This is a genomic window from Paenibacillus soyae (assembly GCF_024623455.1).
Classification (GTDB): Bacteria; Bacillota; Bacilli; order Paenibacillales; family Paenibacillaceae; genus Pristimantibacillus; species Pristimantibacillus soyae.
Map to the genome: position 1 here is coordinate 1 of NZ_JANIPJ010000004.1, position 25,642 is coordinate 25,642.

Annotated in this window: 25 protein-coding genes; 9 read left to right on the forward strand and 16 right to left on the reverse strand. The window is 53.1% G+C overall.

Translation table 11 applies throughout. The features are described from left to right. Window positions 1-337, reverse strand: a 337-nt coding sequence (locus NQZ67_RS06915) for an NAD(P)-binding domain-containing protein (RefSeq protein ID WP_257444074.1), incomplete at its 3' end; no start/stop codon positions are given. Window positions 338-580: 243 nt separating this feature from the next. After that, on the reverse strand, window positions 581-1,177 hold the full coding sequence (locus NQZ67_RS06920) for a YkzI domain-containing protein (protein ID WP_257444075.1): 597 nt from the start codon (window positions 1,175-1,177) through the stop codon (window positions 581-583). Between the two features lie 277 nt (window positions 1,178-1,454). Between NQZ67_RS06920 and NQZ67_RS06925 the strand changes: the two genes are divergently transcribed. Further along, window positions 1,455-2,111: a DUF1054 domain-containing protein gene (locus NQZ67_RS06925; RefSeq protein ID WP_257444077.1), complete on the forward strand. Its 657-nt coding sequence runs from the start codon at window positions 1,455-1,457 to the stop codon at window positions 2,109-2,111. A gap of 64 nt (window positions 2,112-2,175) precedes the next feature. Here NQZ67_RS06925 and NQZ67_RS06930 read toward each other — a convergent pair whose 3' ends face one another. Next, window positions 2,176-5,208: an efflux RND transporter permease subunit gene (locus NQZ67_RS06930; protein WP_257444078.1), complete on the reverse strand. Its 3,033-nt coding sequence runs from the start codon at window positions 5,206-5,208 to the stop codon at window positions 2,176-2,178. A 225-nt stretch (window positions 5,209-5,433) separates the two neighbouring features. Here NQZ67_RS06930 and NQZ67_RS06935 point away from each other — a divergent pair, with 225 nt between their 5' ends. Continuing rightward, complete coding sequence (locus NQZ67_RS06935) at window positions 5,434-6,015, forward strand: GNAT family N-acetyltransferase (RefSeq protein WP_257444080.1); 582 nt, start codon at window positions 5,434-5,436, stop codon at window positions 6,013-6,015. Window positions 6,016-6,063: 48 nt separating this feature from the next. Here the strand turns inward: NQZ67_RS06935 and NQZ67_RS06940 are convergent, their stop codons facing one another. Further along, the gene (locus tag NQZ67_RS06940) at window positions 6,064-7,254 is read right to left on the reverse strand and encodes an MFS transporter (protein WP_257444082.1); all 1,191 of its coding nucleotides are present in this window, start codon (window positions 7,252-7,254) and stop codon (window positions 6,064-6,066) included. Window positions 7,255-7,437: 183 nt separating this feature from the next. On the opposite strand from NQZ67_RS06940, the gene NQZ67_RS06945 reads away from it, so the two are divergent. Both NQZ67_RS06945 and NQZ67_RS06950 read left to right on the forward strand, forming a co-directional pair. Then, complete coding sequence (locus NQZ67_RS06945) at window positions 7,438-8,907, forward strand: aminotransferase class I/II-fold pyridoxal phosphate-dependent enzyme (RefSeq protein ID WP_257444084.1); 1,470 nt, start codon at window positions 7,438-7,440, stop codon at window positions 8,905-8,907. Window positions 8,908-8,998: 91 nt separating this feature from the next. Then, window positions 8,999-9,415: a DUF1885 family protein gene (locus NQZ67_RS06950; protein ID WP_257444086.1), complete on the forward strand. Its 417-nt coding sequence runs from the start codon at window positions 8,999-9,001 to the stop codon at window positions 9,413-9,415. 70 nt (window positions 9,416-9,485) lie between these two features. Here the strand turns inward: NQZ67_RS06950 and NQZ67_RS06955 are convergent, their stop codons facing one another. The 3 genes from NQZ67_RS06955 to NQZ67_RS06965 form a co-directional block, all read right to left on the reverse strand. Beyond that, window positions 9,486-9,800 (reverse strand): DUF1292 domain-containing protein, encoded by a 315-nt coding sequence (locus tag NQZ67_RS06955; RefSeq protein ID WP_257444088.1) that lies wholly within the window; start codon window positions 9,798-9,800, stop codon window positions 9,486-9,488. Window positions 9,801-9,914: 114 nt separating this feature from the next. Then, complete coding sequence (locus tag NQZ67_RS06960; RefSeq protein WP_257444090.1) at window positions 9,915-10,502, reverse strand: stalk domain-containing protein; 588 nt, start codon at window positions 10,500-10,502, stop codon at window positions 9,915-9,917. 164 nt (window positions 10,503-10,666) lie between these two features. Beyond that, window positions 10,667-10,879, reverse strand: coding sequence for a hypothetical protein (locus tag NQZ67_RS06965; protein ID WP_257444091.1), 213 nt, complete (start codon window positions 10,877-10,879; stop codon window positions 10,667-10,669). A 149-nt stretch (window positions 10,880-11,028) separates the two neighbouring features. On the opposite strand from NQZ67_RS06965, the gene NQZ67_RS06970 reads away from it, so the two are divergent. Further along, on the forward strand, window positions 11,029-11,754 hold the full coding sequence (locus tag NQZ67_RS06970; protein ID WP_257444092.1) for an MBL fold metallo-hydrolase: 726 nt from the start codon (window positions 11,029-11,031) through the stop codon (window positions 11,752-11,754). 78 nt (window positions 11,755-11,832) lie between these two features. Here the strand turns inward: NQZ67_RS06970 and NQZ67_RS06975 are convergent, their stop codons facing one another. Together NQZ67_RS06975 and NQZ67_RS06980 are read right to left on the reverse strand one after the other, a co-directional pair. Next, on the reverse strand, window positions 11,833-12,093 hold the full coding sequence (locus tag NQZ67_RS06975) for a DUF3892 domain-containing protein (RefSeq protein WP_257444094.1): 261 nt from the start codon (window positions 12,091-12,093) through the stop codon (window positions 11,833-11,835). Window positions 12,094-12,152: 59 nt separating this feature from the next. Then, window positions 12,153-12,302, reverse strand: a complete 150-nt coding sequence (locus tag NQZ67_RS06980) for a hypothetical protein (RefSeq protein WP_257444096.1) — start codon at window positions 12,300-12,302, stop codon at window positions 12,153-12,155. A 155-nt stretch (window positions 12,303-12,457) separates the two neighbouring features. On the opposite strand from NQZ67_RS06980, the gene NQZ67_RS06985 reads away from it, so the two are divergent. Then, window positions 12,458-12,646 (forward strand): DUF2524 domain-containing protein, encoded by a 189-nt coding sequence (locus tag NQZ67_RS06985; RefSeq protein ID WP_257444098.1) that lies wholly within the window; start codon window positions 12,458-12,460, stop codon window positions 12,644-12,646. Between the two features lie 20 nt (window positions 12,647-12,666). On the opposite strand, the gene NQZ67_RS06990 is transcribed toward NQZ67_RS06985, so the two are convergent. The 3 genes from NQZ67_RS06990 to NQZ67_RS07000 all read right to left on the reverse strand — a co-directional run bounded on the left by NQZ67_RS06990 (window position 12,667) and on the right by NQZ67_RS07000 (window position 14,131). After that, window positions 12,667-12,876 (reverse strand): hypothetical protein, encoded by a 210-nt coding sequence (locus NQZ67_RS06990; RefSeq protein WP_257444099.1) that lies wholly within the window; start codon window positions 12,874-12,876, stop codon window positions 12,667-12,669. Window positions 12,877-13,033: 157 nt separating this feature from the next. Continuing rightward, window positions 13,034-13,495 carry a hypothetical protein gene (locus NQZ67_RS06995; protein WP_257444100.1) on the reverse strand — a complete coding sequence of 154 codons (462 nt, stop codon included), beginning with the start codon at window positions 13,493-13,495 and terminating at the stop codon, window positions 13,034-13,036. Continuing rightward, window positions 13,496-14,131, reverse strand: a complete 636-nt coding sequence (locus NQZ67_RS07000; RefSeq protein WP_257444101.1) for a hypothetical protein — start codon at window positions 14,129-14,131, stop codon at window positions 13,496-13,498. Between the two features lie 185 nt (window positions 14,132-14,316). On the opposite strand from NQZ67_RS07000, the gene NQZ67_RS07005 reads away from it, so the two are divergent. Continuing rightward, window positions 14,317-14,598: a hypothetical protein gene (locus tag NQZ67_RS07005; RefSeq protein ID WP_257444103.1), complete on the forward strand. Its 282-nt coding sequence runs from the start codon at window positions 14,317-14,319 to the stop codon at window positions 14,596-14,598. 67 nt (window positions 14,599-14,665) lie between these two features. On the opposite strand, the gene NQZ67_RS07010 is transcribed toward NQZ67_RS07005, so the two are convergent. Continuing rightward, window positions 14,666-14,881 (reverse strand): alpha/beta-type small acid-soluble spore protein, encoded by a 216-nt coding sequence (locus NQZ67_RS07010; protein WP_257444104.1) that lies wholly within the window; start codon window positions 14,879-14,881, stop codon window positions 14,666-14,668. A 205-nt stretch (window positions 14,882-15,086) separates the two neighbouring features. Here NQZ67_RS07010 and NQZ67_RS07015 point away from each other — a divergent pair, with 205 nt between their 5' ends. Both NQZ67_RS07015 and NQZ67_RS07020 read left to right on the forward strand, forming a co-directional pair. Beyond that, window positions 15,087-15,251, forward strand: coding sequence for an asparagine synthase (locus NQZ67_RS07015; RefSeq protein ID WP_257444106.1), 165 nt, complete (start codon window positions 15,087-15,089; stop codon window positions 15,249-15,251). Window positions 15,252-15,349: 98 nt separating this feature from the next. Then, window positions 15,350-15,526, forward strand: a complete 177-nt coding sequence (locus NQZ67_RS07020; RefSeq protein WP_257444108.1) for a YjfB family protein — start codon at window positions 15,350-15,352, stop codon at window positions 15,524-15,526. Between the two features lie 123 nt (window positions 15,527-15,649). Here the strand turns inward: NQZ67_RS07020 and NQZ67_RS07025 are convergent, their stop codons facing one another. From NQZ67_RS07025 to NQZ67_RS07035, 3 genes are read right to left on the reverse strand one after another with little or no spacing between them, the layout of a single operon-like run. After that, the gene (locus tag NQZ67_RS07025) at window positions 15,650-16,240 is read right to left on the reverse strand and encodes a hypothetical protein (protein WP_257444109.1); all 591 of its coding nucleotides are present in this window, start codon (window positions 16,238-16,240) and stop codon (window positions 15,650-15,652) included. A gap of 9 nt (window positions 16,241-16,249) precedes the next feature. After that, window positions 16,250-20,044 (reverse strand): transglutaminase domain-containing protein, encoded by a 3,795-nt coding sequence (locus NQZ67_RS07030; protein ID WP_257444110.1) that lies wholly within the window; start codon window positions 20,042-20,044, stop codon window positions 16,250-16,252. 2 nt (window positions 20,045-20,046) lie between these two features. Further along, window positions 20,047-24,768 (reverse strand): VWA domain-containing protein, encoded by a 4,722-nt coding sequence (locus NQZ67_RS07035; protein ID WP_257444111.1) that lies wholly within the window; start codon window positions 24,766-24,768, stop codon window positions 20,047-20,049. Window positions 24,769-25,642 lie beyond the last annotated feature (874 nt).

The window sequence follows — 25,642 nt, forward strand, 5'->3', positions numbered from 1 at the left end:
TGCTGCGGCGCTGGGTGTCAGGGAAGTACGCGTTGCCGCCGTCGATGATGATGTCGCCTTGGTCGAGATGCGGAACGAGCGAGTCGATCGTCGCGTCCGTGCCCGCGCCGGCTTGCACCATGATCAAGATTTTGCGAGGCGTCTCGAGCGATTGCACGAACTCTTCGATCGAATAAGCCGGCACCAGGTTTTTGCCCGCGGCTTCCTTCATCAAGTCATCCGTCTTCTCGCGGGAACGGTTGTACACCGACACCGTGAAGCCTCTGCTTTCAATATTAAGGGCCAGGTTTTTACCCATAACGGCCAATCCGATAACGCCAATCTGTTGTTTTGACATCTGGTTCTTCCATCCTTTGTCTGTAGTTTGGTCCACAATAGCTATATTCTACTCTTTTTGGTTCGAGATGAAAACTCTTTGCATGGAAAAATGTCACACTCGCCGCATCAGATTTATTAAAGGTCATCAAAAGATTTTCTTATAACGGATCCGAACGCAAAAAAACGACCCTACGCGCCCGCGTCCTCCACGCGAAGCATAAGATCGTTTTTAATCCTGGCACTCCGTTCGGTCATCCATTAGTCATAGCTCCAGTTGAAGCATCTCGGAACGAAGCCCCATTAGCCTTTCCTTCGATTTTGTAACCGCTTCCTCGTCTTTGGCCTCCAAAGCTTCGTGCAGAACGTAAAGCTCGTAATCGAGCTCGTAACGCAGCACGGCCGCCCGCTCCTCCGCTCGTTTCGATTGAAACGCCTTGATCATTTCCTCTATCGTGACGAAAGGCTTCTTCTGATAAATAATCCGATGTTCCATGCCTGACACCTCCACAAGTCGTATGATCTCGCCGAACATGATGTTCTCAATGACGATTTGACGATCCTTGATCCGTTTCACGACCGCATGTCCACGTGTGTCATTAATTAGCTTTTCGAGCAGCTCCGACAATTTTTCATCCTTAATTACATAATCGCCCACAATTTTGTATCGGCTGTTCATGCGCTGGAAATGCAGTTTCACGAGCTTGCGCCCGGTCCGAATCGACACGAGAAACTGTCCCTCCGTCTCGCTCCAATACAAGGAGTACCCTTCCTGAATAAGATCACGGATGAGATTTTGGATTTGCCGGCGTTCGAAACGTAGCTCCAAATTGCAGTATTCGACTTCATAACTTTTGTTCACGGCAATCCCTCCTTAAGCTTGGTGTAACGCTTCCTTCGAACAAAATCTCCTCAGAAGCATTCGCTTTCCGACAGTTGACGAAATAGTCTGAAAATTTGTTCTTATCCATATCTTATACTCCATCTTATGTTCTGGCAACTTGGATTATTGACTAATTTTACGAAATGACCGTCCCTTTCTTCTTTTCATCTTAACTTCAGGCGTATGTCTCGAATCTATGTTATAATGATTATCAATTAATAAAACTTCTCATTCATGACAGCAAAGGAGCAAGAACATGACGACCACAAATCTGACAACGCCGGTCCTCCCCGGCTTCGAACCTTCCGATTTCCAAGTATTCCAGCTGCAAGGACTGGAGGAGAGAATGCAGGGCATCGACAGCCTCATCCGCCCGAAATTCCGCGCGATCGGCGAACGGCTGATTGCCGAGCTCGCCCCTCTCGCGGGCAAGGAGCTTCACCTGCATATCGCCAAGCACGCGAGACGCACGGTCAATCCGCCCAAAGACACATGGCTCGCGATCTGCGACAACAAACGGGGGTACAAGGCGCATCCCCATTTCCAGCTTGGCTTGTTCGACGATCACCTGTTCATCTGGCTGGCTCTGATCTATGAGGTGCCGAACAAGAAGAGCATCGCCGCCGGACTGCTGGAGAACCTGGATGACGTGATCTCCGCCGTGCCGGACGTCTATGTCCTGTCCATGGATCATATGAAAAAAGAAAGCAGCCCGATCAGCGGGCTAGGCGACGAGGGCTGGAAAGCCGCGCTTACCCGTTTCCGCGACGTGCAGAAAGCCGAGCTCCTGATCGGCCGTCACGTCCAGTCGGAAGACGCGCTGCTCCGGAACGGAGATGCGCTGCTCGAATACGCCGCGTCTACTTACGAAACTTTAATGCCGCTTTACCGCATGGCATGCTCCTACAAATAATCCTATGGAAAGGCCTTCCCTGCATCGGAACTGCGGGGAAGGCCTTTTTAAATGCTATTGGCTGCTAAGCGTCCAGCGCGCTTGCCGCTTCGGCCGCTCCTTGCATGCGAGACGCCGCTTTTCTTTCCTTGCGGGACTTGCGGAAGAACAGGAGCTCGTAGACGCAAGGCACGATGATAAGGGTAAGCAGCGTGGCCGCGGCTAAGCCTCCGATAACGACGATGGCCAAGCTTTGCGATACGATGCTGCCCGATTCGTGGCTGCCGAACACGAGCGGCAGCATGGCGCAGATCGTCGCCAGCGCCGTCATGACGATCGGGCGCATGCGGGTCGTAGCCGCTTCAATCAAGGCATCGCGAATCGTCATCGTCGACTCGTTCTGTCTAACGCGATCGATCAGCACGATAGCGTTCGTCACGACGATGCCGATCAGCATCAGCGCCCCGAACATGGCCGTGAAGTCCGGCGTCACTCCCGTGACGAGCAATCCCGTCACCGCCCCGATCGCGGCCAGCGGCAGCGAGATCATGATCGCCAGCGGCGCCCGCAATGTCTTGAAGGTTAGAACCATGATCAGATACACAAGACCGATGGAAATGAGCGCGGTGACGCCCAGATCCGCGAAATCCTGCGACTGCTCGGCCGATGCGCCTCCTACGGCGATCGCCACGCCATCGGGGAGCTCCAGACCGTCGATGGCCTTCGTGATTTCCTGTCCAACGACGGACAGCTTCTTCGGATCGCTGTTCGCCGTTACGCGAATGTAGGTTTCGCCGTCTTTGTGGTAGGAAAGAGCGGGCTGCTCCGTCTGCGTCAGTGTTGCGATCGCGGATACGGCTTGCGGACCGCTCTCCGTCATGACGGTCAAGGAGCCCAGCTCATCGACGGAATCGGGGTTAACCGTAGGGAGAAGCATGACCGGCGTAGCCGCGCCATCCACTTGTATGGCGCCAAGCGGCATCGGATTCAGCAGACTTTGCAGCTGCATGGCCGCCTCCTCGCCTCTCGCCTGCTCCGAATTCAGTTCGAACGTATAAACGGGCTTTTTCTCCTCTTGATTGCTTTCGACCTTTAGCACGCCTTCGATGCCCGCAACCGCTTGAACCGCGAGCTCGGCTGCTTCCGCCAATTGTTCCGGATTCTCGCCCGTCACGTCCAGATGGATCGCGGAAGAACCGCCGCCCATCATAAGATCCAGCGCGTTAGCGGCAAGATCGGCATCCGCGTGCTCGGATTTCTGCTCAAGAACCGAATCCATGAACGCTTCGGCGTCCGCCCCTTCCTTCATATCGACGATATAGCTCACGAGCGTCGGGGAAACGATCGAACCGAATTGCGCGTTCTCAGAGCTGTTGCCGATCGTCATGAGCACCCACTCGACGTCCTTGCTGTCCGTTATGAAGCGTTCCAGCTTCTCGCCGCCCGCCAATACCTGTTCATACGGCGTATCGCTTGCATACTGGAGCTCCACGCTGACGTTCTCCGCGCTGGATGAATCGAGCGCGCCTTTGGGCATCGTCATATAAGCGCCTACCGATCCGACGAGAAGCACGGCCGACAACGTCAGCGCCACCCACTTATGCTTCAAGTTCCAGCCGATAAAGGCGGCGAATCGCGGCGAGCTCTTGTGCTCCGCTTCTTTCGTGCCGCGGAGCAGCACGGCGCTGAGCAGCGGCACGACGGTCAAAGCGACCACAAGCGAAGCGAGCAGCGAATACGTGACGGTCAGCGCGAAAGGAAGGAGGAAATCCTGCAAGGAACCACGCAGAAGCCCCATCGGCAGGAAGACGGCCACGGTTACGATGGTTGAAGACGTAATCGCGGAAGCCACTTCCTTCGTCGCATCCGTAATAAGTCCGATCGAGAACGGCTCTCTCTGCAGCCTGCGGTAAATATTCTCGATGACCACGATGCTGTCGTCGACTAATCGTCCAACGGCGACCGCAACGCCGCCCAAAGTAATAATGTTGAGCGAAACGCCGGATAACTGAAGCATATACAAGGTTATGCCGAGCGATAATGGGATCGACACGATGGTCACGATCGTCGCTTTGAAATTGCGCATGAACAGAAGGATGACGATCGTCGCGAACAACGCGCCAAGCAGCACCTCGCGCAGCATGCTGTTCACGGAATGCACGACAGACTCCGCCGTGCTGATCAGCAGTCTCGCTTCCAGCTGCGGATCGTCGGCGTTCAGCTCTTCCAATTTGTCTTCGATCTTATTGCCGACCGCTACCGCGTTCGCCTCCGCCGACTTGGAGATCGTCAGCATGACGGCTTCTTTGCCGTTCATCCGGCTTATGCTTTCCTGCTCCGTGCTCAGCTCCACGTCCGCCACGTCGGACAACTTGAGCGCCGGAGCAACGGGCAGAGCTTTCAACGTCTCCAGATCGGCGATCTCGTCAACGAGCTGAATATTAGCCGCCGTCCCCTCTATGGTCCGGTCTCCAAGCGAAACGGATACGCCCCTGCCCTGCAGCACGTTCAGAAGAGAGAGCACCGGCAGTCCTGCTTCCTGCAGCTTATCCGTCTTCGGCGCTACCGTAATCACGGAAGAGGCGCTTCCCGAAACCGTCAGCTGTCCCGCGCCTTCGATCGACTTCAGAGCGCTTTCGACTTCGGCGAGCTTCTCCTTCTTCTCCGCTTCGGTCAGCCCTTCATTGAAGGATACCGTAATCCAGCCGATCGGAATCATCGACGTATTCAGCTGCGTGACGAACGGCTTCATCACGTTCGAAGGAAGCGAAACGCCTGCGATAAGCTCCTGAATCTCGGTTTTCGCTTCCTTCATATTTGTTTTGGAATCGAAGTTGATGGAGATCTGGGAATAACCGTCTCCCGTCGTGGAGAAGACGGACTTCTTGCCTTTCACGAACATAACCGCCTCTTCGAGCGGGTTCGTTACTTGCGTCTCCATCGATCCCGCGCTGCTCCCCTGCCCTATGGCCGTGATGACGACCTGCGGATTATCCGCGGACGGCAAAAATTCCATCGGCAGCCGGAAATAACTGAGGGCTCCCATCGCGAGAGCCATGACGACCAGTAAGAGGATCGCCGCTTTGTTTCGGAATGACCATTCTGTCATTTTGTTCATTTTTTCCCCTAACTCCTTCTCCTATCGGATCTCTGTTTCATGTCTACCCCATCATACCGATTGGAAATCTTTCGGAGAAACGTCTCAGGTCGGTATTTCATCTGAACCGCCGGACGGAGCAGGCATACGACCAAAGTCGAGTTGCGGGCTAGCCAAAAGAAAGGTTTTTGAAAGAGCAGCGCCGAAAAGAAAATATACATTTGCTGCGAAGAGGAGTGTTGGCCGATGATCGTGAATCCCCTGGAAGGTTCGCGCGTCCTGTTAATTCCGATGGAGGATAGCCATGCGGAGGCTTTGTACCAGTGCTCGAGATCGCCGCATATTTGGGAGCGTCTGCCGGTCAAAGTGCAGAGCTTGGAACAAATGAAGGAATTCGTGGCCCAAGCGTTGGAGGGCAAAAAACGCGGAGATGAATTTCCGTTTGTCGTGTGGGACAAATCGCAAGGGAGAATCGTCGGGACGACCAGGTATTTGCGGATAGCCGCCGCGCACCGCAATTTGAATATCGGCTGGACGTGGTATTCGGAGGACGTGTGGCGCACATCCGTCAATACGGAGTGCAAATATTTGCTGCTCCGGCACGCGTTCGAACAATGGGGCGCGGTCCGCGTCGAATTGATCACGACGACGGTTCACTCCCGCTCGCAAGCGGCGATTGAACGTCTGGGAGCCGTTAGGGAAGGCGTATTGCGCCAAAAATACAATGGGATGGATTACGTTGTATTCAGCATGATTGACAAGGAATGGCCCGAAAAAAAGGATCGTTTGGAGGGAATGTTAGCAGGCGCGGGTCGGCCGGCGACATAAAAAAAACGCCGGGCTTGGCGAAACTCCGCCAGCCCGGCGTTTTCCATCTTAGCGTTGCTCGGCCGCATCCAGCCCTTGCTCCCTGGCATCCAGTTGACGGAAACGCAAAACGAATGCCAACGCGGCCAGGCACAAGATGCCTCCGACGAGATAAGGCAGCCCGAGCTGCACGGTGAACAGCATCGATCCGAGCAAAGGTCCGGCGATCCGGCCAAGGCTGTCCATCGACGAGCTTAAACCGGAAGCGACGCCTTGTCCAACCTTCGTCTTCTGCGTAATCAAAGACGTCACGCACGGACGGATCAGGGCGTTGCCTATACCGAATATCGCCAGCGACATAATGGCCCACCACAACGAATAGGCGTACAGCAGCAGGAAGAAGCCCAGGGCCGATACGATCAAGCCGATCGTAATGTATTTCGCCTCTTCGCCCTTCTTGATTCTGCGACGCACGACGCCCCCTTGCACGAGCGCTCCCACCAAGCCGCAGACGAAGAACAACAGCCCCACCTGCAGCGGCGTTACGTCGAATCGTCTCATGCCGAAAAATTGAAGCGTCGCTTCCATGCCCGCCAGCGTAAACGTGACAAAAAAGGCGAGCACGTACAAATATTTGAGCGGTCCTTGAAACGCCGTCCATCTGGATACGCGCTTCTCGCCCGCTACTCTCCGTTTATCGGTAGTGAGAGATTCCTTCAGCTTCCAGAACGCCAGGAAGAAGGTAATCATCGCAAGCGCCGATGCCGCGAAAAACGGCGTATGCAGCGAAAATACGCTAAGCAGACCGCCAATGCCGGGACCCAGCGTAAATCCGAGTCCGATGGACATCCCCACCAGCCCCATGCCTTTCGTCCGGTTCTCCGGAGGCGTAATATCCGCCACGTAAGCGACGATAACGGAAGCGACCGCTCCGGAGAACAAGCCCCCGAGAGCCCTTGACGCATACATGAGCGTCAGGCTGTCTCCCGCCAATCCGAACAGCAGGAAGCTCGCCGCGAACCCGATCAATCCGGTCAGAATAACGGGTCTTCTGCCTATCTTGTCCGACAGCGTCCCCCAGAAAGGCGACAGGATGAACGACACTAACGAATAAAGCGCGAGCATGCGGCCTGTATGCAGCTCTGCCGTTCTCGGATCCGCTTCTTGAATAATTTCCGGCATAACCGGGATGATAATGCCGAACCCGATAAAGGTAATCATAAGGATTGCCATAACAATGGCTAGACGTGTATCTTTCATGCGATCCCTCCACCAAACTATCGTACCACAACTAGATTTGCGCGATCTTTGAACAATTCGGGAACAAATCGGACTTCGGCTTTCCGCAAGAGGCGGACAACCTCATTATCCGCTTGCATTCCCCCTTGTTTTTGTTATACTCTACTTTGTTTGTACACTCCATGAAAGGCAGGGATGATAGCGATGGACCATAACAAAACCCCGCTCTTCACTGCGCTTCGCAAGCATGCGGAGCAGAATCCTGTTCAATTCCATATTCCGGGACATAAGAAGGGCCTCGGAAGCGACTCCGAATTCCGCGAATTTATCGGCGACAACGCGTTGTCGATCGATCTCATTAATATAGCGCCGCTTGACGACCTTCATCAGCCGACGGGCGTCATCGAAGAGGCTCAGAAGCTGGCGGCGGACGCATTCGGCTCCGATTATACCTTTTTCTCCGTGCAAGGAACAAGCGGCGCGATAATTACGATGATCATGGCCGTCTGCGCGCCGGGGGACAAAATCATCGTTCCTCGGAACGTTCACAAGTCGATCATGGCCGCCATTATTTTCGCCGGAGCCCGGCCCGTGTTCATCTCCCCGGCTCGCGACAGCAAACTCGGCATCGACCATGGCATTACGACCCGCTCCGTGCGGCGGGCGCTCGAGAGGCATCCGGACGCGAAGGCGGTTCTGGTCATTAACCCGACCTACTTCGGCATATGCGCGAATCTGAAAGAGATCGTGGATCTCGTACACGGCTACGATATTCCGGTGCTCGTCGACGAAGCGCACGGCGTGCTGATCCATTTCCACGATAAGCTCCCGATGTCGGCCATGCAGGCGGGCGCCGATATGGCGGCAACGAGCGTACATAAGCTGGGCGGCTCGATGACGCAGAGCTCCGTGCTCAACATCCGCAAGGGCCGAGTCAATCCGCAGCGCGTGCAGACGATCATCAGCATGCTGACGACGACGTCCACTTCGTATATTTTGCTGGCGTCGCTGGATACGTCGAGACGCAATCTGGCGCTGAACGGCCGCGTCATGGCCGAGCAAGCGATCGCCCTCGCGCAAGACGCGCGCCGTCAGATCAACGAAATCCCGGGTCTTTATTGCTTCGGGGAAGACATCCTGGGCGACGAAGCCACCTACGACTACGATCCGACCAAAGTCACGATCCATGTCCGCCACCTTGGCATCACCGGCTATGAAACGGAAAACTGGATGCGCGAACACTTTAATCTTGAAATCGAGCTTAGCGACATGTATAACATTCTTTGCCTGATAACGCCTGGCGATACCTCGGATTCGGTCGCAAAATTAATCGAGGCGCTGAAAGCATTGTCGGCTGCCTTCTATGAAGGAGCGGAAGCAAGAGAGCTCGTCGTCAAAATTCCGGACATCCCTCAGTTGTCCCTAACGCCGCGCGACGCGTTCTACGCCGAGACGGAGGTCATTCCGTTCAAGGAATCCGCCGGCCGCATTATCGCGGAATTTATTTACGTGTATCCGCCGGGCATTCCGATTCTGCTCCCGGGTGAAGTCATCTCGCAGAAAAACATCGATTACATCGTCGATCACGTCGAAGTCGGCCTGCCGGTCAAAGGACCGGAGGACCGCAGCATCGAGTACGTGAAGGTCATCGTCGAAGAAACGGCGATTTCCTAAAATGCGTGTTCAAAAAGGCCGGTTTTCAGGCGCTTCTTGCTTCTTGTAAAGCTTTCCAGCCCATGCTAAGATGGCTCTAGAGGTGATGCCGATGAGTCAAAGCGCTTATATCAAGCTGGTGAAAGGCTCCAAGGATCTGCAACTCACACTTCAGGATGTACAGGACGCGCTGCTTCGTTACCGGGAGATGACCGCGCTCACGGGGAAGCAGTTAGGCTGGGATTACGAGAACGCCGCCTTCCCCTACACGATCGAAACCCAAGGGGACGAGCGCTGGTTTTACCTGAAAGGCGTCACGTCTCCTTACAAGCACATCATAATCGGCACGGCCGAAACGACGACCGTCGGCGGGGATCCAGTCCGCTGCGTCCAAGTCGTGCTGCCCGAGGAATCCACGCACGGCGATAAGTCCAAAGCGAACGAGCTGTGCAAATACATCGCAAAATCATGGCTTGCCGAGCTGACGATGTTCAACGGCAGAACCGTATATTACAACCCGCGCAAATGAGAAGAGGGCTCCCAGGAACGGCAAATGCCGATCCGGGAGCCCTTCTATCTATCCGCTTAATCGCTCAGGCTTATTGGCCTTCGTTCTCCGTGCGGGCGATCTCTTCGTAAATTTTCGTTACGCGATCCCATTCCTCGTCGTCTTCGATGCCGACCAGGAACGCTTCTTCGTCTTCTTCTTCTATGCGGAAGATTACGCCGTCTTGCTCCGGATCTTGACGATCCAGCAGGACTGCATATACGTTGTCTTCGGATTCGAAAGTATACACCATCACCATTTCGCGCTCTTCGCCTTCATCGTTCGTTACGATGAAGACATGCTCTTCATGCTCGTGATCATGTCCGCAGCCACAGTCTTCGCCGTGCTCATGCTTGTGCTCGCTCATGATTGTTACCCCATTTCACTATATTGATCATACTTGCCCATCGTACCATGTATGCCCATAGGCGGTCAAACGAAAAGCTCCGCGTTTATGCGGAGCTTCAGATTGTTAATCCCATTAATCCTTCGGCACGCGCGAAGGAATTTGTTTTTCGGATACGACCGCCCATTCCTCCGAGCTCTCGACCTTCAAGTAGAATTTCACGGTATAAATTCCCGTGGATTCGAATTTGTAATCAAACTCCTCGGAGACGAACCAGAAGATATCCTTATCCTTCATTTCGCTTGCCACGTTCTTGCTTTGAATCGTTTTTTCTTTCCCGTACGGGTCTACGATCGAAAATTTAACGGCGGCAATATCCGTCTGCAAATTGTCGATCTGCGAGAAAACCTTGATCTTGCCTTGGAAGCCTTTCTCGACGACGCCGAATGGACTATTCCCTTTATTATAGAGGAACATATGTACGTTCGGCTTGTAAACCGTCGCGCGCTTGTTGGCGTTATCCCATTTCACGATCGCGTTCAAGGCGTTCGCCACTTCTCTAAGCGGCAAGTAGGTTTTGCCGTCGAGCATAAGTCCGCTTTCGTCCAACTCTCCGCCGTTAATTAAAACCCGCACCTTCTGAGCAGCGTCGTTTGCGAAAATAATGGTGCCCCCGCACAAGCTGAGCAGCACCAGCCAAACCGCTACCTTCCTGAACTTCATGGCTGCATTTACCCCCATCCGCATATTCTGGATGTAAGGTTATACTCTGTCCGCCGCACAAAGTTGCGCGGCCTTGAATATATTTTCGAGCCTGAGATCAAATGATTCCTCACTTGTCAAATGCTGTTGAAACCTGCGCTTGCCTGGGAAATGATTTCTCGTTATTACCCGTACGTTTTGGTCAGTATGCAAGGCACGCCTTTGCCGACGGCTCCCGGCTGCTGCATACTGGCCAAGTAGCGCATTCCCCGCGCGCACGGCGTCTTGCACACCTTGCAGGTGTCCGAAAGCACCAGTTTATAATTCACTTGTCTCCGATCGCTCGCCAGCTGCTTTCCTTTCGCCGCTTTTCCTTTGGCTCCTTTGTTTTTGCTCATGCCCGCCCACTCCTTCGTCGCTCATCCTCTACCTGCTACACATTGTATGCCGGAATGGGCGAGTGTGCTTCTGTCGCATTGGCTTACGCGAACAAAATTTGATAAAGTGATGTCAGACGAAACAAATGGGAAAGGAGTGGAGACGCACCATGCAAATAACGATGCTGGGTACCGGCAGCGCCTTCGCCAAACGGTATAACAACAATAACGCGCTGATCGAGGCAAACGGCTATCGCCTACTTGTGGATTGCGGCATCACGCTGCCGAAAGCGCTGCATGACGCAGGCATGGACTTCCCGCAGCTTGACGCCGTCCTTATTAGCCATATTCATGGGGATCACGTAGGAGGTCTCGAAGAGTACGCCTTCCAAATGATGTTTAAGCATCAGCGCAAGCCCGTGCTCTATATTGCCGACGTGTTGGTCGAGCCCCTCTGGCAGCATACGCTTCGAGGCGGTCTGACGCAAGGCGAGTTGAACGACATATCCGACTTCTTCGATGTGAGGCCTCTTCAAGCCGGTGTTGCTTATGAGCTCGCCGAAGGATTGGCCGTCGAGCTTATGCAAACGGAGCATATCGAAGGCAAAGCGAGCTTCTCGTTCCTATTTAACAAGCGTTTTTTCTATTCCGCCGATATGCGGTTCGACGGCAAGCTGCTGCAGGACCTTGTGGAGAGCGGCGTCGAGACGATCTATCACGACTGCCAGCTGGAGGCGCCAGGAGTGGTGCATGCGAGCTTGGAGGAGCTGCTGACGCTGCCGGAGCCGGTGCAGGAGAAAACGTGGCTCATGCATTACGGGGACGCCATGGAGCAGTACGAAGGCAAGACGGGCCGCATGCGGATTGTCCGTCAGCAAACGGCATACCAAGTTTAAGTTTGTGTGCAATCGTCAAAAAGCCGACATCTTAGGCCCCTGAAGGGCCTGATGTCGGCTTTTTGTTTATTTAATGTCCTAAAACAACGGCAAGTTGTCTAAATTGTTGGTCGGGTCGCCGTCCGCGTCGCCGCGAATGTACATTTCGCCGTCGCGGCCTTTGAACGCGTTCACGCCCGCGATTTGACCAGCCTGCACAGCCTGCAGGGCCGATTGGTAATCCAGCTCGCGGCCTGAGGAGGTTTTGCACGCCGTAATGTCTCCATCGCCGTTTTTCTGAACCGCTACGATTCGCTCGCGTTGATCCGCAATTTGGTTATCGTTCGTAAAAGATTCCATGCCTGTTCCTCCTTTTCTCTAGCCATACGGAGGTTAGCATGCCCGGAAACCCTTCCTCCTTATTCCTTCACCTTCCGCAGCCAGACGAACTCTTCGTCGTAAGACCAGGTGTCATGTGTAACGAGATGTGCGAGACCCGTAACGCAAACGCCGATAAGGCCGAACAAACCAACGACCCAAATTGCCAGGAATGCATACAGCGCAGCCATCCTCATCGCCTCCCTAAGCCCTTTTTAACCTTCTATGCGCACAGGCGGGAAAATAGTCTAACGACTTCCGCGAATACGGAATGCGCCGAGCAACAAACACTACATAACGGTGATTTCATTATCCCGACCGAATCGATAAGAATGGAGTGGACAACATGACGAATTTGAACAGCCAATATGATTGCGCGAACGCGTCCTCCGATTTGCCCGAGCTGATCAGCCAGCTGCAACAGCTCGAAAGCGGCACCCATGAGCAGAACCAGCAATGGCAAGACCAAGTGAACCATCTGCGGAATCAAATCCAATTCATCCGGAACAAATGCGACATTACGAAGGAATCCTGATTGGAATAAAAAGAGGCGCGCTAAGAAGATTTCCTCTTCTTGCGCGCCCCTCTATATGCGCTCGTATTTGCTTGCGCTTCCGCATCCGCCGCATCATCTTCCCTCTTCGCTTGGATGACCGCCCACAATGCGAGAATATCGCCGATTACAACGACAACGCCCGCAATAATGGCCAAATCATCAGCAGATAACCCACCATTGCCGCCCTTTCCGGATTTGGATTTGGACATCGCCGACTCCCGCCCATCGTCCTATGATGATAGTAGTCTATTCATGTAGGCAAGAATGGAGTGGGCATTTCCTTAATTGGGCGTGTAAGGATGAACCGGGTAGCCTCCCTGGTGCGGATTCGGACCAGCCGCTTAAAATTAATGGAGCTAATTTTCGTTAATGTTGTTCGAGCAGGCCGTCGGCCAGCTTCTTAACATAATCAGAATTTGTTCCGCCTGAGACTGCCTCGAAATACAGCAAAAGCACATTATTGATTTCATATGAAGCTGGCGGCTGGCTGCTCAGGATAGCCGACTGCCGCATAATCGTTTTCTGCCCTTGAACTCGCTCCTCTTCGGATGGGAACGTATAGACGTACAGCTCGCTTCCGTCGTCGAGACGGTAAGCCTGTTGGTAATCTGGACCAACTGATAACTTAAACGGTTCGCGCATCTCGTTTTCCGTCATTTGCATTTTGGATCTCTTGAGCTTCTCCTCGACCCATGCCCGATCCGGCAGACGGAGACCCTGCATGTACTTATCGTGAGAATCGCTTCCTCTGATCCAGAGCGCCAAAACAACCATTAATAATAGCATTAAGAAGGTTAATATCATAAAATAAGTCTTCCGGATGCCCACTTAAGCTAACCTCCATTCGATGAGCAGCGAACGCCACTCTTCGGACGTACGGTCGATAAAATCGCGCACGAGCTCTTCCGTGAAATAATCTGGCGCGATTCGGGGTTCGTTCGCGGACTCGCGCAGCCACTCGAGCTTCATTTCCCGATACCTTAGGACCTCATCCTTCTTGACGAGGGATGGCGCGAATCCGGCCTTCCCTAGTACCAAGCGATCGAAAACGCTGCTTGACCATAGACCAGACCGCAAAAGAATAAATTCAAGCTGGCTCACTTCTTTATGATAAGCTTCCCGCTCCGCATCCCGAGTACCATGAAAGCCTGCTTCGAAATCGGAATATAAGTCCAGCGTCCATCGAATATCCGTGTAAATATGTAGGAAATATCCATGAATATATTGACGCTCCTCGCATCCCGAAGCTTGATCCAGACAGGTTGAAAGCTCGGACCGCAGAAGCTCGCAGGTTGGAAAATCGCCGCCCTCCGTCATGAGATGGGTTATCCGTTTATCCGCCCTCGTCGCATGCTCTCTTGCGTGAATGGCGTCGGGAGCGATGCTGCCGAGCAGTAAAGACGGCGAAGCGTTTCCTCCCGAAGCTTGCTCCGCAATTGCAAAATGTACCATAGGCCATGGCATCGTTCGTCCCCTCCACAAATGTTCTCCATTGTTCAAACGATCCGGGGCCCAAAATAGTTACAGCCTACGCCTTAAAAAATGGCTTTTATTTCCTGTTGAAAAACGCACCTATGCGATTAATAATGGATTCTGGATGTTCTTTCCTGCTGTAGCATTGAGCAGAACAAAGGAGAATGGAATACGTAATGAGCAATATTATTGAATTCAAAGCTAGGGCTGCTTCAAATCCGCCCGCAGCCGACCAGGCAGCCGATAAAGGCGCATTATGGGAGAAGGGATTCGCGCTTTACGCCACCTCGCTCGGCTTGCTGCAGATCGCCAAGGAATCAAGCGTTGTCCGGATGGGCGAGGGTCCCTATAAGGGACTTAATAAAGGCATTCAAATGATGGCCGAAGCTGACTATGAACGGATGAAACAGGTCGTTGTCGATCCTGAACGAATCGAACGGGCTTTGCGGCAAACTTAATATCGACCAAAAGGAAAAACCCTTACGATTGTAAGGGTTTTTCCGGTCTTGCTGCTTCGTTTGCGTCTTAGAAACGTTGGCCGCCGATTTGTTGCTCAGCGATTTGAACCAGCTTCTTCGTGATGTAGCCACCAAGCGAACCAGCGTCGCGAGTGGACAGGTTGCCGTTGTAGCCGTCTTGTTGGTAAGCAACGCCCAGTGTGGAAGCCGCCTCCATTTTGATTTGGTTGATCGCTTGTTTCGCTTGCGGTACTACCAGTGTGTTTGAATTTTGTCTGCTCATGTTAGTCACTCCTTAGTTGGATGTGATATTATTTTGTCGCGAAACTCGAGAACTATACACCTGAACATGGGTAATTTCAAAAAAATTTTTTGCTACCCGAAAAAACCTTGAATTTACTAGCAACGCCCTGACTCCGAGTATGTGAGAACAAGGAATGAAGCAAAATAAACCGTCTTGCAAAAAACCATCCAGAGGAGTGTTTCATGTGCGTGAAGGTTTGATTCCGACCGTTCTAGGCGCCGTGGTGACCGCATCGGGCGCAACCATGCTGAAGAGCAAGTACAAGCTTGTAGGAACCGGCGTTCTTGGATTCGGCCTAGCCCATGTCGTGCTTGGCGCGATCGATCTCGTGGAACATCGCAAGGAATAGGATTAGCAGGACGGGAGGCCGGCATGGCCTCCTTTTTTCTTTCCTTTTATTACATCGCAAGCGCGCGCGGCCGATAGTAATAACAGGAGGTGAGACGAATGGATATCGCAGCTATGTCGACGATGCTTAGCCAAGCTTCCTTGTCGCAGGCCGTGGGAATTAAAGTCCTTAATATGGCGAAAGGACAAGCTGAGCAGCAAAGCCAGCAGCTTGTGCAGATGATGAATGCCAGCCTGGATCCCAACCTCGGCAAGAACCTCGATCTTCGCGTCTAGCCCTATGCCCGCCGCTTCGGCGGGTTTTTCTTTTAACTCCACAAAAAAAAAAGGAAATCCGCTTTCAAGAGCGGATTTCCCTCGTCTCTGATTACCCTTGCGAGCTGGTGATGGTGCGATACTTCAAAGATGGATGAGTCTTTCATAGGTTTTGAACAGCTCGTCTCCCCCATGCGCCTCGTCTTCCAATGCTTTGATCATTAGGCCATGTACATTATCCCGCGGATTCATGCTGTAGTCATGAGGGAAGCCGACAATAATCGGCTGGTTGCGGTCCGCGAATCGTTCAGCGATAGAATATCCCCAGCTTAACGCCTCATGATTGCGTACGAACACTTCCCCCAAGTACATGGCAATATCCATCCCGATCGCCAAAGAACCCGTGCTTAACTCATATTGATAAACTTTTCTGCTGAGCATCTTTCTTTTGATGAAACCGTTCGCCTTCTCGTACTCGGCATCAAAAACTTCCTTCGGCTTCGGGCTCCATTCGATTTGCTTCAGAAACCATTCCCACAATGCCTTTAAGGAAGCCGGCGAGAAATCCAACTGATCCCGATCCCCTCCTCCGGTCATTTGAAAGGCAAGCGATAACAGCTTCATTCGCGATGGAATTTGCTCCACATACCAATCAAAGAACCGTTTGGCTTCTTCTTTGCTCATTTCCGCAAAAGGGCGATGCTCGAACGGCGGTTCCATTAACGTGTACTTCATCTGCTCACCTCAGTAGTGTTTGACAACGGTAATGCCGTTGCTTGTAAGGAATTGCTCCAGCGGTCCGGAAGGACCCGCTCTGCCCGTTACGCCGCTCGTGAAGAAATGCCATTCGACATGCTGTACCGTATTGGGATCGTTTTTGAGCAGCCAGGCATCCTTCAGCACTTGTTCTCTTATGCTGTCCGTCAGCGTCATGTAGCCCACCTTGGATTCGTAGGCGGTCTTAGACGCCGCATCATAGACGTCAATAAAACGGTTGCCGAGAGCAGGGTCGGAAATTTGACGATAAAATTGCGTCGTGCCGGGAGTTTTGTCCACGCCGGCCAACGCTCTTAGAAACGCCTCTCCGCCCCTTCCCGTCGAGAAGCTAAGTCCTTGTGCCGTACCATTCTGCAAGGCATTAACAATGGCGGCCGCGTCCGCAGGCGTCTTGATGTCTAACGCGTCGAAATCCGAAGGGTAAATCTTCTCGCCCGCAAGAGAACGCAGATCCGCCGCTGAGAAGCCATTGTCTAATTGCTTGGCAGCCTCGGCCGCTTCCGTACTGTCTTTAATGCCGAATTGATCGTATTGGCTTGGATGTATTCCATTATCGGCCAATTTGACCGCATCGTCCAGACCAATCTTGCTATCTAGGATTTGCCTGATCTGACTCTCATCCAACCCCTTGTTAAGCAGGTCCCGAACCCGATCCAGACCTTCTTTGCCGTATTGGCTGCCAACATCGTCGATCAGTTCTTTGCTGGCGCCCGCTTTTTGCAAATCGTCGATTGCCTTCACCACGTCATCCACGGAATCCGTGCCCGAGTTGCGGAGCACATCGTCGAGGAAGTCATCTCCGTAATCTCTGGCTATGCGCTCGACCGGATCCGTATTTTTCAGCAAATTTTTAATCGCTTGGATGGCGTCATCGGCGAATTTCGCCAAGCCCGGTAAAACCTTAGCCAATATACCGCCGCCAATGGCAGCGAGTATCCCTATAATGGCTTCCGTGATCAACGCCTGTCCCGCTTCGCTGTCCCCGTACAAATAATATTGCATCATGAGATCCATAATTTGTATGGCAAACGAAATGGTGAGAGCCAGCATGACCAAACCCAGGATGCCTCCCACAAGCGTTCCCGCCGCAAGCAAAGCAGCCGTGCTCAATATCATGAGGACCAGATCGATAATGGCGACAAGCGCCGCCAGCCCGACAGCCAGAGCGGAGGAGCCTCCGGCGGTTCCGCCACTGAGCATATATCCGGCTGCCCCCGTATTGGGATCAAGGACGATATAACCCGTGCCGTTCCAGTCATAAAATTGAATATTATGCTCCGGGATAATGGCAATCCGGCCCTGATTCACCGCGTTCGTAATATCGCTCTTCACCATGGAGCTTACCTGCAGCTTCGGCAGGACCGTGGCGATATTGCTCTTCGAAACCGTATAGATCGGAACCGCGCGCTCATTGGCTTCTTCGAGAATGCGAATCGCGGATACCGATGGCAGATTCAGGATTTGCTCATAAATGGCATGCTCCATCGCGGATGCATATACACCCGAGCCCAGCATAAAGGCTTTCTGGCTCTGCTTGTCGCCGTTCTTGCTGACTACGGAATACACGTTGTGATCAACATCGATGTACAAGCCGCCTTCGCTGATTTGCACCGGGCTCATGAACATATAGCCGACACTCACGTTATACCCGGTCATCAGCTCCCGAAGCATCGGATTGACGTTCACCTTCAGCCGGGCGGACATGATCGCATCGTTCACGTCGACTTGCGCGAAGTACGAGCTGCCAGCCGCATGCAGAATCTCGCCCAACGCTTCGTTGGTGTACATGGTCTGCTCGGTAACCGATCCTTTGATTTGGTCAAGGCTCTCTTGAATTTGGCTCAGCTGGCTCGAGGACATATGCCCGTAATTCAATACGACGGCGTAGAAGCCCCCGGCCGTGACCGGGTTCACGATCTTCTGCGGCGCATGTCCCGGCGCATGCATGGTCATCGTGAACTGCTGCTGGTAAGCAAGCCCAACTGCAGTGCCCGTTGCGACAGCCTCGCCGTCCATATACAACACAGGCTTAACCTTCACGAGATACGCCGGCGTTTGGAATAGCCCTCCATAGCTCGCGATAATCGCCTCGTCTTCTTTCGTAGCAGGAATCCATGATAGCGTAATCTTCTTGCCATACAAATCGACGGCGCTAGCTTCATAGACAAAATCCGGCGCCGAGGAGAACGATAGGCCAAACGGGTTCGCGCCGCTAATGGCGAACGTAACCCGATCGGAGTCCGTGTCGGTTACCTCCCGGAACTCTTCTTGAACCTCTACCAGCTTAGCTGGCAGAGACAGCGGAAGCGCGCGCAATTGCTGCGGTATGATTTCCTTGCCTCCAATTAGAGCTTCGATCTGTCCGTTCTCCAATTGGTGCTCCTCGATATAAGCTTGAATGGCGTCCATGGAGGCGCCGACTTTGTCCTGATAGCCCAGCAGATCCAGATTGGTGGTGCTGAGCAGATCGCCTGAGCGCTCGCCGGTCAGCAGCATATTCTGGAAGTTCTGCTCATCCCAGCCGCCAATCTCTTCAAAGTCGAGGCCCGTCGTATACTTATACTGCTTAAAGCTCGGATCAAGCGGAACCCATATAGAATCCCCCGCTGTGCCGGGTAAGCCTCTTCCGTCGCCATAAGGAACATAGGCTTCTACCCATACATGCTCCATGCGAATCTCGGAAAGCTTGCCCTGCGAGACGATGCCCGTAACGGGGATGCCGAGCGCGCCCAGTGTCCGAATCGCGGCTTCCGGCGTTTCGGCGTCTACCCAGTTCTGTACCCGGGCCGCCGGGAAATCCACCACGCCCTTGACATAGCGTGCGGGAATATCGTGATAGCGCAGCAGCGAGATCAGCAAGGACGCCTGATCCATATCGTTGCCGCTCTGCTCCAGCAGCGCTCCCGACGCCCCTTTGCGCGAACCGTAATAAGGGACAAAATCAATATGATTTCTTACATATTCATAGAGCTTAACCGGATTGCTACCAATCTCCTGCGCCTTGCTTTCCAGTTCAGGCGTCATGCGCGTTTCCTTCGTTGCCTCTAAGTCGGCCGCTTCCGGCACGTAAGGCAATGACAGCAACGTTTGCGCATCCGCCGAAGCGGCCATGAACGCCGCGGATCCGCCGTTCCCGGTAATAGGTTCCGCCGGTTCCCGCGTCACGTCGCGATGAGGCAGCTCCGTACCGATTGAAGCCTCCGGCCTCTCCGGACTCATAAGCTGCTTCAGCTGCAGCAGCTTCTCCTGGATGTCGCTGGCATCTAAGTGCTTAAAGGATTGCCCCTTCGATACCATCTGCCGCAGCTCCTTCATGATGCTTTGCAGCTCGCCGTACTGCTGCATGAACTCCGCTTGAAACGCATCATTGCGGGCTAAGCCATTCGCGGCTTTCAGCTTGTTCAGCTTAACGCCGTGCTCCTTGAATTCTTGTTCCACTCGCTTACCCGCTTCCTTCAGCTCCTGGTCGAGCTGCTTCAGCGTTTCCTTGAGCTGCTTCAAATCCTGCTTCGTCACGTGCTCATCCAATGCTTGATAAGCTTGATCTAATTGAAGCATAAGATTCTGAAGCTCTGTGTTCGCCGTTTCCTGTTGCACGGGTTCGCTTAGTGGCTGTATACCCTGCGTCTTCCATTGCTCCAAGGCATATTCCATCCGTTTTTCGGCCGCAAAGATCTGGGTGGGCAGCACGTATGTGAAGCTGAATGCCGCGAGCACCGCGAACACGATAGACCTAAACCACTTTTTATTCCGAGAAAACATATCTATCTGCGACCTCCTTGATACCACATCGATTCATACAGGGTGAGAATGCGCTCCAAATGGTACCTGACCTCATCGGAGTAGGTGTCCTTGATCAACAAATGAAGCGTCTTGTTGATTTCTCCAATAGCGAAGCTCAGCTGCTCCGTCGTTGCCGGAGGCTCCGTCTGCCATTGCTTAAGCAGAGCTAGGGTTGCGTTCACTTTTCCGCGGCCATGCTGCGCGTCATAGGCGGCAAGCTCCTCGATCGTATCCGTTAGAAGCTCGTCTTCAGGTTGATGGATCGCAAGGCGTATGGTTTCCGTGCCCAATGTAATGAAGCTGCCTTCCTGCCAGAAGCCGTATTCCACGTACAACTCCGAATACTCGGCATTCGTAACCGTCAAGACGGCGTCCAAGGAGAGCGTCGAATTGGCGGATATCAATTGGCGCCAGACCAGCTGATTCCCTTGAACCTCGAAGTCGCCGGCATTCGCTGCCGCTATGCCCTGCTCAGGTAAAACTAAACGCACTTCCGCTTCGATCGGCCCTCCTAGCGCATGGACATTCACCTGGACGGCCTGCCCGGCTCCCAAATCATTTGCGCTCGCGATCGGCGCTGCCGCATCTAGAGCATGCTGCAGCAGCAGACCGAGCTGTTCGTCGGACAACTGGAAAGCGTCAAAGGCGATGTGCACGGCATTTCCTTGTCCATAACGGTTCAGAGTCACAGCAGGAGTGGACGATCCGCCTTTTTTGGCGCTCACCGCCCACTCTGCTACAACAGAGGCGGTAGTGATCGTCAGCTTGTCTCCCTTGCCGCTGTAGGCCGCCGTTATATCCGTCCACGCCGATGATTGCCATTGGCCTTCCCTCACCTGCTCTACCCCATGAAGCTTTGCTCCAATGGTTTCAAAGGTTTTGTAGTTGTTCATATTGGCGGCAGGAGTTGTGATGACGCCTGCTCCCGCATGCAGTTTTCCAATCAGCTCCTGATCGAGCTGCGCAGGAAGTCCGGTTTGGGTATCCGCTATGAAATACACGTTATAGCTGCCTGATCGAAGCTCGCGAATGAAAGACTCGCTGTCCGTCACGATCGTGTAGTCATCCCCTTGCAGTGCCGGGAGAATCTGATTCAGCCGCTGGCGACGGGATGGATCCTCCGACCACACCAGCAGTCTTGTCGATTGATTATCGACCGAAGCATCTATCGCAAGCGAAATGGCGATGGTGAAAGCCGTCGTCGCAAGCGTGCGCACCTCCCCGTTCGGAAGCGTTGCCTGAAGAACGATCATGTATGGTCCAACATCCAATCCGTCGGTGTCCAGCGCGTAATGGCCGCCGGCGCTTTCTCCCGCTCCAAGCTGCAGCGGTCCTTCGAAGGTTCTAACTATCGCTCCTTGCTGCTCAGGGTCAACCAGCAATATTTGATAGCTGGCATCCGTTAATGCCGCATTGCCGCTATTGTTGAACGTATAGCTGATTGTAGCGGACTCTCCGTAGAACAAAGTTCGCTTATCCACGTCGACCGTGGCTTCCAATCCATACCCCGTCTCGCCTGTCGATTGAATCCGGAACTCGCTTGTACTGCTTGCCTCCGCTCCGGATATATCCACAGCACGAGCTATTACGGTATACAATCCAGCCGGGGCTTGCACGTCGCTCCACAAGGACTGTTTGCTAACCTGCTCATCCGGCGACATATAGCCAACCTCAATCGCATCCGCCCATACCTCAGCTCCTTGTTCATCGACAATCGTTACCAACAAGGAAACTTGCTTTAGGTCATGGTTCAAGCTGGCGTTCTCCAAGCTGTGCAGCAGAGCTACAGCTTCTCCCGGTGCATACTCCGTCTTATTCGGCACCGTGCTGAGCGACAACGAACCATTAGAGGAAATGGTAAAGACCGTTTCGCTTACAGCCGTGATGCCTCTGGAATCTTCAATTGACAGGCGCAGCGTATAGCTGCCCGAATAAGTGGAGCCTGTATTCCACACAAAGCTCTGCTCATCCGTCTGCACCTTCTCTAGTCCCGTGATGGTATAGCGGGCAACCTCCGCTACTTGCCGACCCTCCCCGTCCAGAATCTCGACTTTGGCTTCGACATCAGCGGCCGCTTCCATCAGATTTGTGACGGTGGCACTGATCGTTACAGGCTCGTTCGCGCTATAAACCTCTTTATCTGCGCTCACTTCGGGTTTCACCGCATTCGTCACGTTAAGCTTCATATCGTCGAGCTTAATGATTTCAGGAAGACCGTTTTTATTGGTGTACTCGATTTGAGTCCCCGTCGTAATCAAGGCTGTTGTCCCGGATTCGAACTGCTCCCCGTACAAACCAATCTGGATCGGCACTTCCTGCCCCATTACGATTAAATCCTTATTCCAGACCAGCTGCGTGCTTCCGTCCGGCAGAACCGTCATCGAAGCAGGCAGCGGCGATGTCTTGGAGAGATCGACAGCGATGCCGGCCGGAATCGTCGTCGTCAGCTTCACGTCCGTTCCTGCCGTATTGAATATTTCTCCGCCAATTTCATTAATGATCTCTTCCAGCTGCTCAGGCGTTGGGCTGTATTGGTAGAGCCCTCCCGTCTCGTCCGCAATCGTCTGCATGAGATATTGATCAACGCTTCCCAGGCCAAGCGTGAAGATCGTGATTCCTTCTTCTGCCGCGCGCCGAGCTTCTTGGATCGCGGACGTTCGGGTGGATTGGCCATCGGACAGCAGAACGATGATCTTCTCTCTGTCCGGTTCGCTGTTGCTTAATGCTGCCCTTGCCGCGCTGATTCCGGAGTGGATGGCCGTTCCGCCGCTAGCGTAGGCTTTGTCGATTGCGCTCGTCAGCAGCGTGACGTCGCTCGTCAGACTTTGAATTAATCGAGCGCTCGATTCAAAGAACACAACCGCGCCCTGGTCATTCTCCTGAATCAGCTCAAGCAGCTGCTTCGATGCTTCCTTCGCTTTAACGATCGGAGTGCCGGCCATGCTTCCCGACACATCCAGGACATACACCATGTCGAGCGGTTGACGCTCTGGAGTAGTCGGCAATCCAAGCCCTTGCAGCGTGACCGAAGCGGTTATGTCGTTATATCCCGGATACAAATAATCCGGCGTTATGCTTTGCTCCCCATCCACCCTCGTTGGAGGAGGAGGCGGCACGATAGTAACGTTTTGCGCCGTTTCGGCTGCAATAGTGCCATCAGTCAGGCTGACATATGCTTTGATGACATAGGATCCTTCCGCCGATACATCCGGTGTGAAGGTGCCCAGCTGAACGCGGTAAGCCGGCTCCTCCATAGGCGCATGGACCGGTAAATCCAACTCCTTCATGATCTGGCCGTCTGGCGCGATAACCTCCGCTTGAAGCGTAAGCTGTCCGTCCACATTGCTTGATTTGAAGATGGTCGCCGAATAAGCTACCTCTCGCGGTTCATTCAGGACGACCTCCGACGGAGTGGTTCTTACCGAAACGCCCTCCACTTTAAAGGTCGGGACGATCGTAAACGAGGCTTGCTTCTCCGCCAGAATCTCCCCAGACTGCTTATCCTTCAGCTGTACAATGACCGCATAGCTTCCCGGGGCATAGCTTTGGGTATTCCACTGCAGACTTTCTTGTTTTAGAATCGCTTCTACCAGTCCGTCCGGATGCTGAATGAAAGCTATTTCCTGCACCTGATCGATAGGCGCATGATGGACAGCCGTGATCTTCACGGTTTGGAAAGCCTCGAACTCATCGGTTGTGACAGGCTGACCGTCGCCGCCCTCCGTCGACAGCACGATGTCTTCGATTAAATGCTTGCGTTCTATGTATCTCTTCATATCCCGCAGCATTTCCAGCGCCAGCACCGTAAGGGACGAATCCTGCTCCCAGCTGCCGTCGCCGCTCTGCAAGGCAAGAATAGGCTGGGCGAGCTCCTCTACATATTGACCGCCCAGAGAGGCCTGAACGGCTCGCGCGGCGATCAGCGTTCTTTCGAGGCCGTAGCCGGTCATTCCCCAGTGGCCTTCGGCGCCTCGCTGACCCGCCACATATTGCCCGCCTTCCTGCATAGCAGACAATAGCTCCGTGTACGATTGGCCTTGTTTTGCTTGGTATTCATGCAGCCATAGAATGATGGCGGAAGTGAGCGGGACGCTTCCAGGCTGGCCGGCAACATAGGCCCAGCTTCCATCGTTATTTTGTTGCTGCAGCAAATAAGCGATAGCGCGGTTGATTACCGCAGGGTCCGGCTGTTCGGGAAGCAAATGCTCCAGCACCGTCCAGGTGTATAGAACATCGCTTCCGAAGCCGTCGGCTATTCCCCATCCGCCGTCATCATTTTGCTCGGCTGCTAGATTCTGAATTTCAGAAGTCTTGATCGCTTCTTCATAGAAAGGAAGAATGCGGGCCCGCTCGCCGTTGTTATAGGGCACTTGAGCGATTAAATAAGCCGCCGCGGCTTGTATGGCCGCCGCCGACTGCTCGGATTGCTCAGCTGCAGGCAGCTGATTCAAATACAAGGCTACCTGGGAGGTGTACTCGATTTTGCTGTAATCCTCGGCTCCCCAAGAGCCATCCGGCTGCTGATCGGCAAGAAGATACCGTTCGCCGCTTTCAATAGCCGTCTGAATGGTCGGTGCTTCAACTGTTGCTGAAGCCTCCGCGAATGCCAGATTCGCAGGTGAAAGAAGAGAAACCATCATCGCGGCCGCAATCATAACGACGCTGAATCTCGTTCCTCCCTTTCGCGCTCTCAACTGAATCATGCTCTTTCCTCCTATGTGTAATAGTTGCAAGTAGAATGATAGTATGAACCCTTTGCATAAACTGTCGAAATTTGTTAATTTGCTTATTTTTAATGAACATACGAAATAACCGCCTTCCGTGGAAGGCGGCTTTTATTAGGGTGAGATTAATATAAGGTTGAATTGAATTGTCGGCTCCCGCGCTTTCCTCGCAGTGACTGTATCGTTTCTGTTGAAACTTATTAAACAATCGTTCTACATCTCTAACTATAAGTGAATGATTCCCACACTCAGGACAAAGCACCTTCTCGTCTGGATTTAATGCTCGCCCGAAGGCCCATAGCCGAATGACAATCTGCCGATGTTTTAAGCAGCTAACGGAACTCACAGACCTTATCTGCGCTTAAAATCGCATTTCTGGAATCTTACGGAACTATAAGCTCTTATTCATCCGAATAGCCCTTGTCCACCACCAAAATAGTGCAAATAGCGGCTGTCAGTTCCGTTAGTAGCCATACACCGCCAGAAATACAGGGAATAACGGCTGTCAGTTCCGTATAGATTCTGCAGCTTAGCATTTTTATAAAACGGCCCCTTAGCTTCATGCAAATGGAGTAGCTATCGTCGGGCAAACCGCTCCATGAAGGGTTCAACTAACGACTCCCGTAACACGATAAACAATAACTCGATATTGGTTACTGTTATACGCTGTGGTCAGGCAGATTCACTACTTCCTCTCGCGTGAGTGACATTTGTTTCATAGTAGACTCAATTAGTTCTTGTCTCCATGCCATTAGATACCCCACCAGAAATCATAAGAACTCGTTTTAACGTAAATAGTTGTTGTCGCAAGCTTGAACTCCTCCCGTTACCAGCAGTGAAATCAATTAGAAAT

Coding starts and splice junctions, on each gene's coding strand:
- NQZ67_RS06925 (WP_257444077.1), top strand. CDS start 1,455: ATGACGACCACAAATCTGACAACGCCGGTCCTCCCCGGCTTCGAACCT.
- NQZ67_RS06930 (WP_257444078.1), bottom strand. CDS start 5,208: ATGAACAAAATGACAGAATGGTCATTCCGAAACAAAGCGGCGATCCTC.
- NQZ67_RS06935 (WP_257444080.1), top strand. CDS start 5,434: ATGATCGTGAATCCCCTGGAAGGTTCGCGCGTCCTGTTAATTCCGATG.
- NQZ67_RS06940 (WP_257444082.1), bottom strand. CDS start 7,254: ATGAAAGATACACGTCTAGCCATTGTTATGGCAATCCTTATGATTACC.
- NQZ67_RS06945 (WP_257444084.1), top strand. CDS start 7,438: ATGGACCATAACAAAACCCCGCTCTTCACTGCGCTTCGCAAGCATGCG.
- NQZ67_RS06950 (WP_257444086.1), top strand. CDS start 8,999: ATGAGTCAAAGCGCTTATATCAAGCTGGTGAAAGGCTCCAAGGATCTG.
- NQZ67_RS06955 (WP_257444088.1), bottom strand. CDS start 9,800: ATGAGCGAGCACAAGCATGAGCACGGCGAAGACTGTGGCTGCGGACAT.
- NQZ67_RS06960 (WP_257444090.1), bottom strand. CDS start 10,502: ATGAAGTTCAGGAAGGTAGCGGTTTGGCTGGTGCTGCTCAGCTTGTGC.
- NQZ67_RS06965 (WP_257444091.1), bottom strand. CDS start 10,879: ATGAGCAAAAACAAAGGAGCCAAAGGAAAAGCGGCGAAAGGAAAGCAG.
- NQZ67_RS06970 (WP_257444092.1), top strand. CDS start 11,029: ATGCAAATAACGATGCTGGGTACCGGCAGCGCCTTCGCCAAACGGTAT.
- NQZ67_RS06975 (WP_257444094.1), bottom strand. CDS start 12,093: ATGGAATCTTTTACGAACGATAACCAAATTGCGGATCAACGCGAGCGA.
- NQZ67_RS06980 (WP_257444096.1), bottom strand. CDS start 12,302: ATGGCTGCGCTGTATGCATTCCTGGCAATTTGGGTCGTTGGTTTGTTC.
- NQZ67_RS06985 (WP_257444098.1), top strand. CDS start 12,458: ATGACGAATTTGAACAGCCAATATGATTGCGCGAACGCGTCCTCCGAT.
- NQZ67_RS06990 (WP_257444099.1), bottom strand. CDS start 12,876: ATGTCCAAATCCAAATCCGGAAAGGGCGGCAATGGTGGGTTATCTGCT.
- NQZ67_RS07000 (WP_257444101.1), bottom strand. CDS start 14,131: ATGCCATGGCCTATGGTACATTTTGCAATTGCGGAGCAAGCTTCGGGA.
- NQZ67_RS07005 (WP_257444103.1), top strand. CDS start 14,317: ATGAGCAATATTATTGAATTCAAAGCTAGGGCTGCTTCAAATCCGCCC.
- NQZ67_RS07010 (WP_257444104.1), bottom strand. CDS start 14,881: ATGAGCAGACAAAATTCAAACACACTGGTAGTACCGCAAGCGAAACAA.
- NQZ67_RS07020 (WP_257444108.1), top strand. CDS start 15,350: ATGGATATCGCAGCTATGTCGACGATGCTTAGCCAAGCTTCCTTGTCG.
- NQZ67_RS07025 (WP_257444109.1), bottom strand. CDS start 16,240: ATGAAGTACACGTTAATGGAACCGCCGTTCGAGCATCGCCCTTTTGCG.
- NQZ67_RS07030 (WP_257444110.1), bottom strand. CDS start 20,044: ATGTTTTCTCGGAATAAAAAGTGGTTTAGGTCTATCGTGTTCGCGGTG.
- NQZ67_RS07035 (WP_257444111.1), bottom strand. CDS start 24,768: ATGATTCAGTTGAGAGCGCGAAAGGGAGGAACGAGATTCAGCGTCGTT.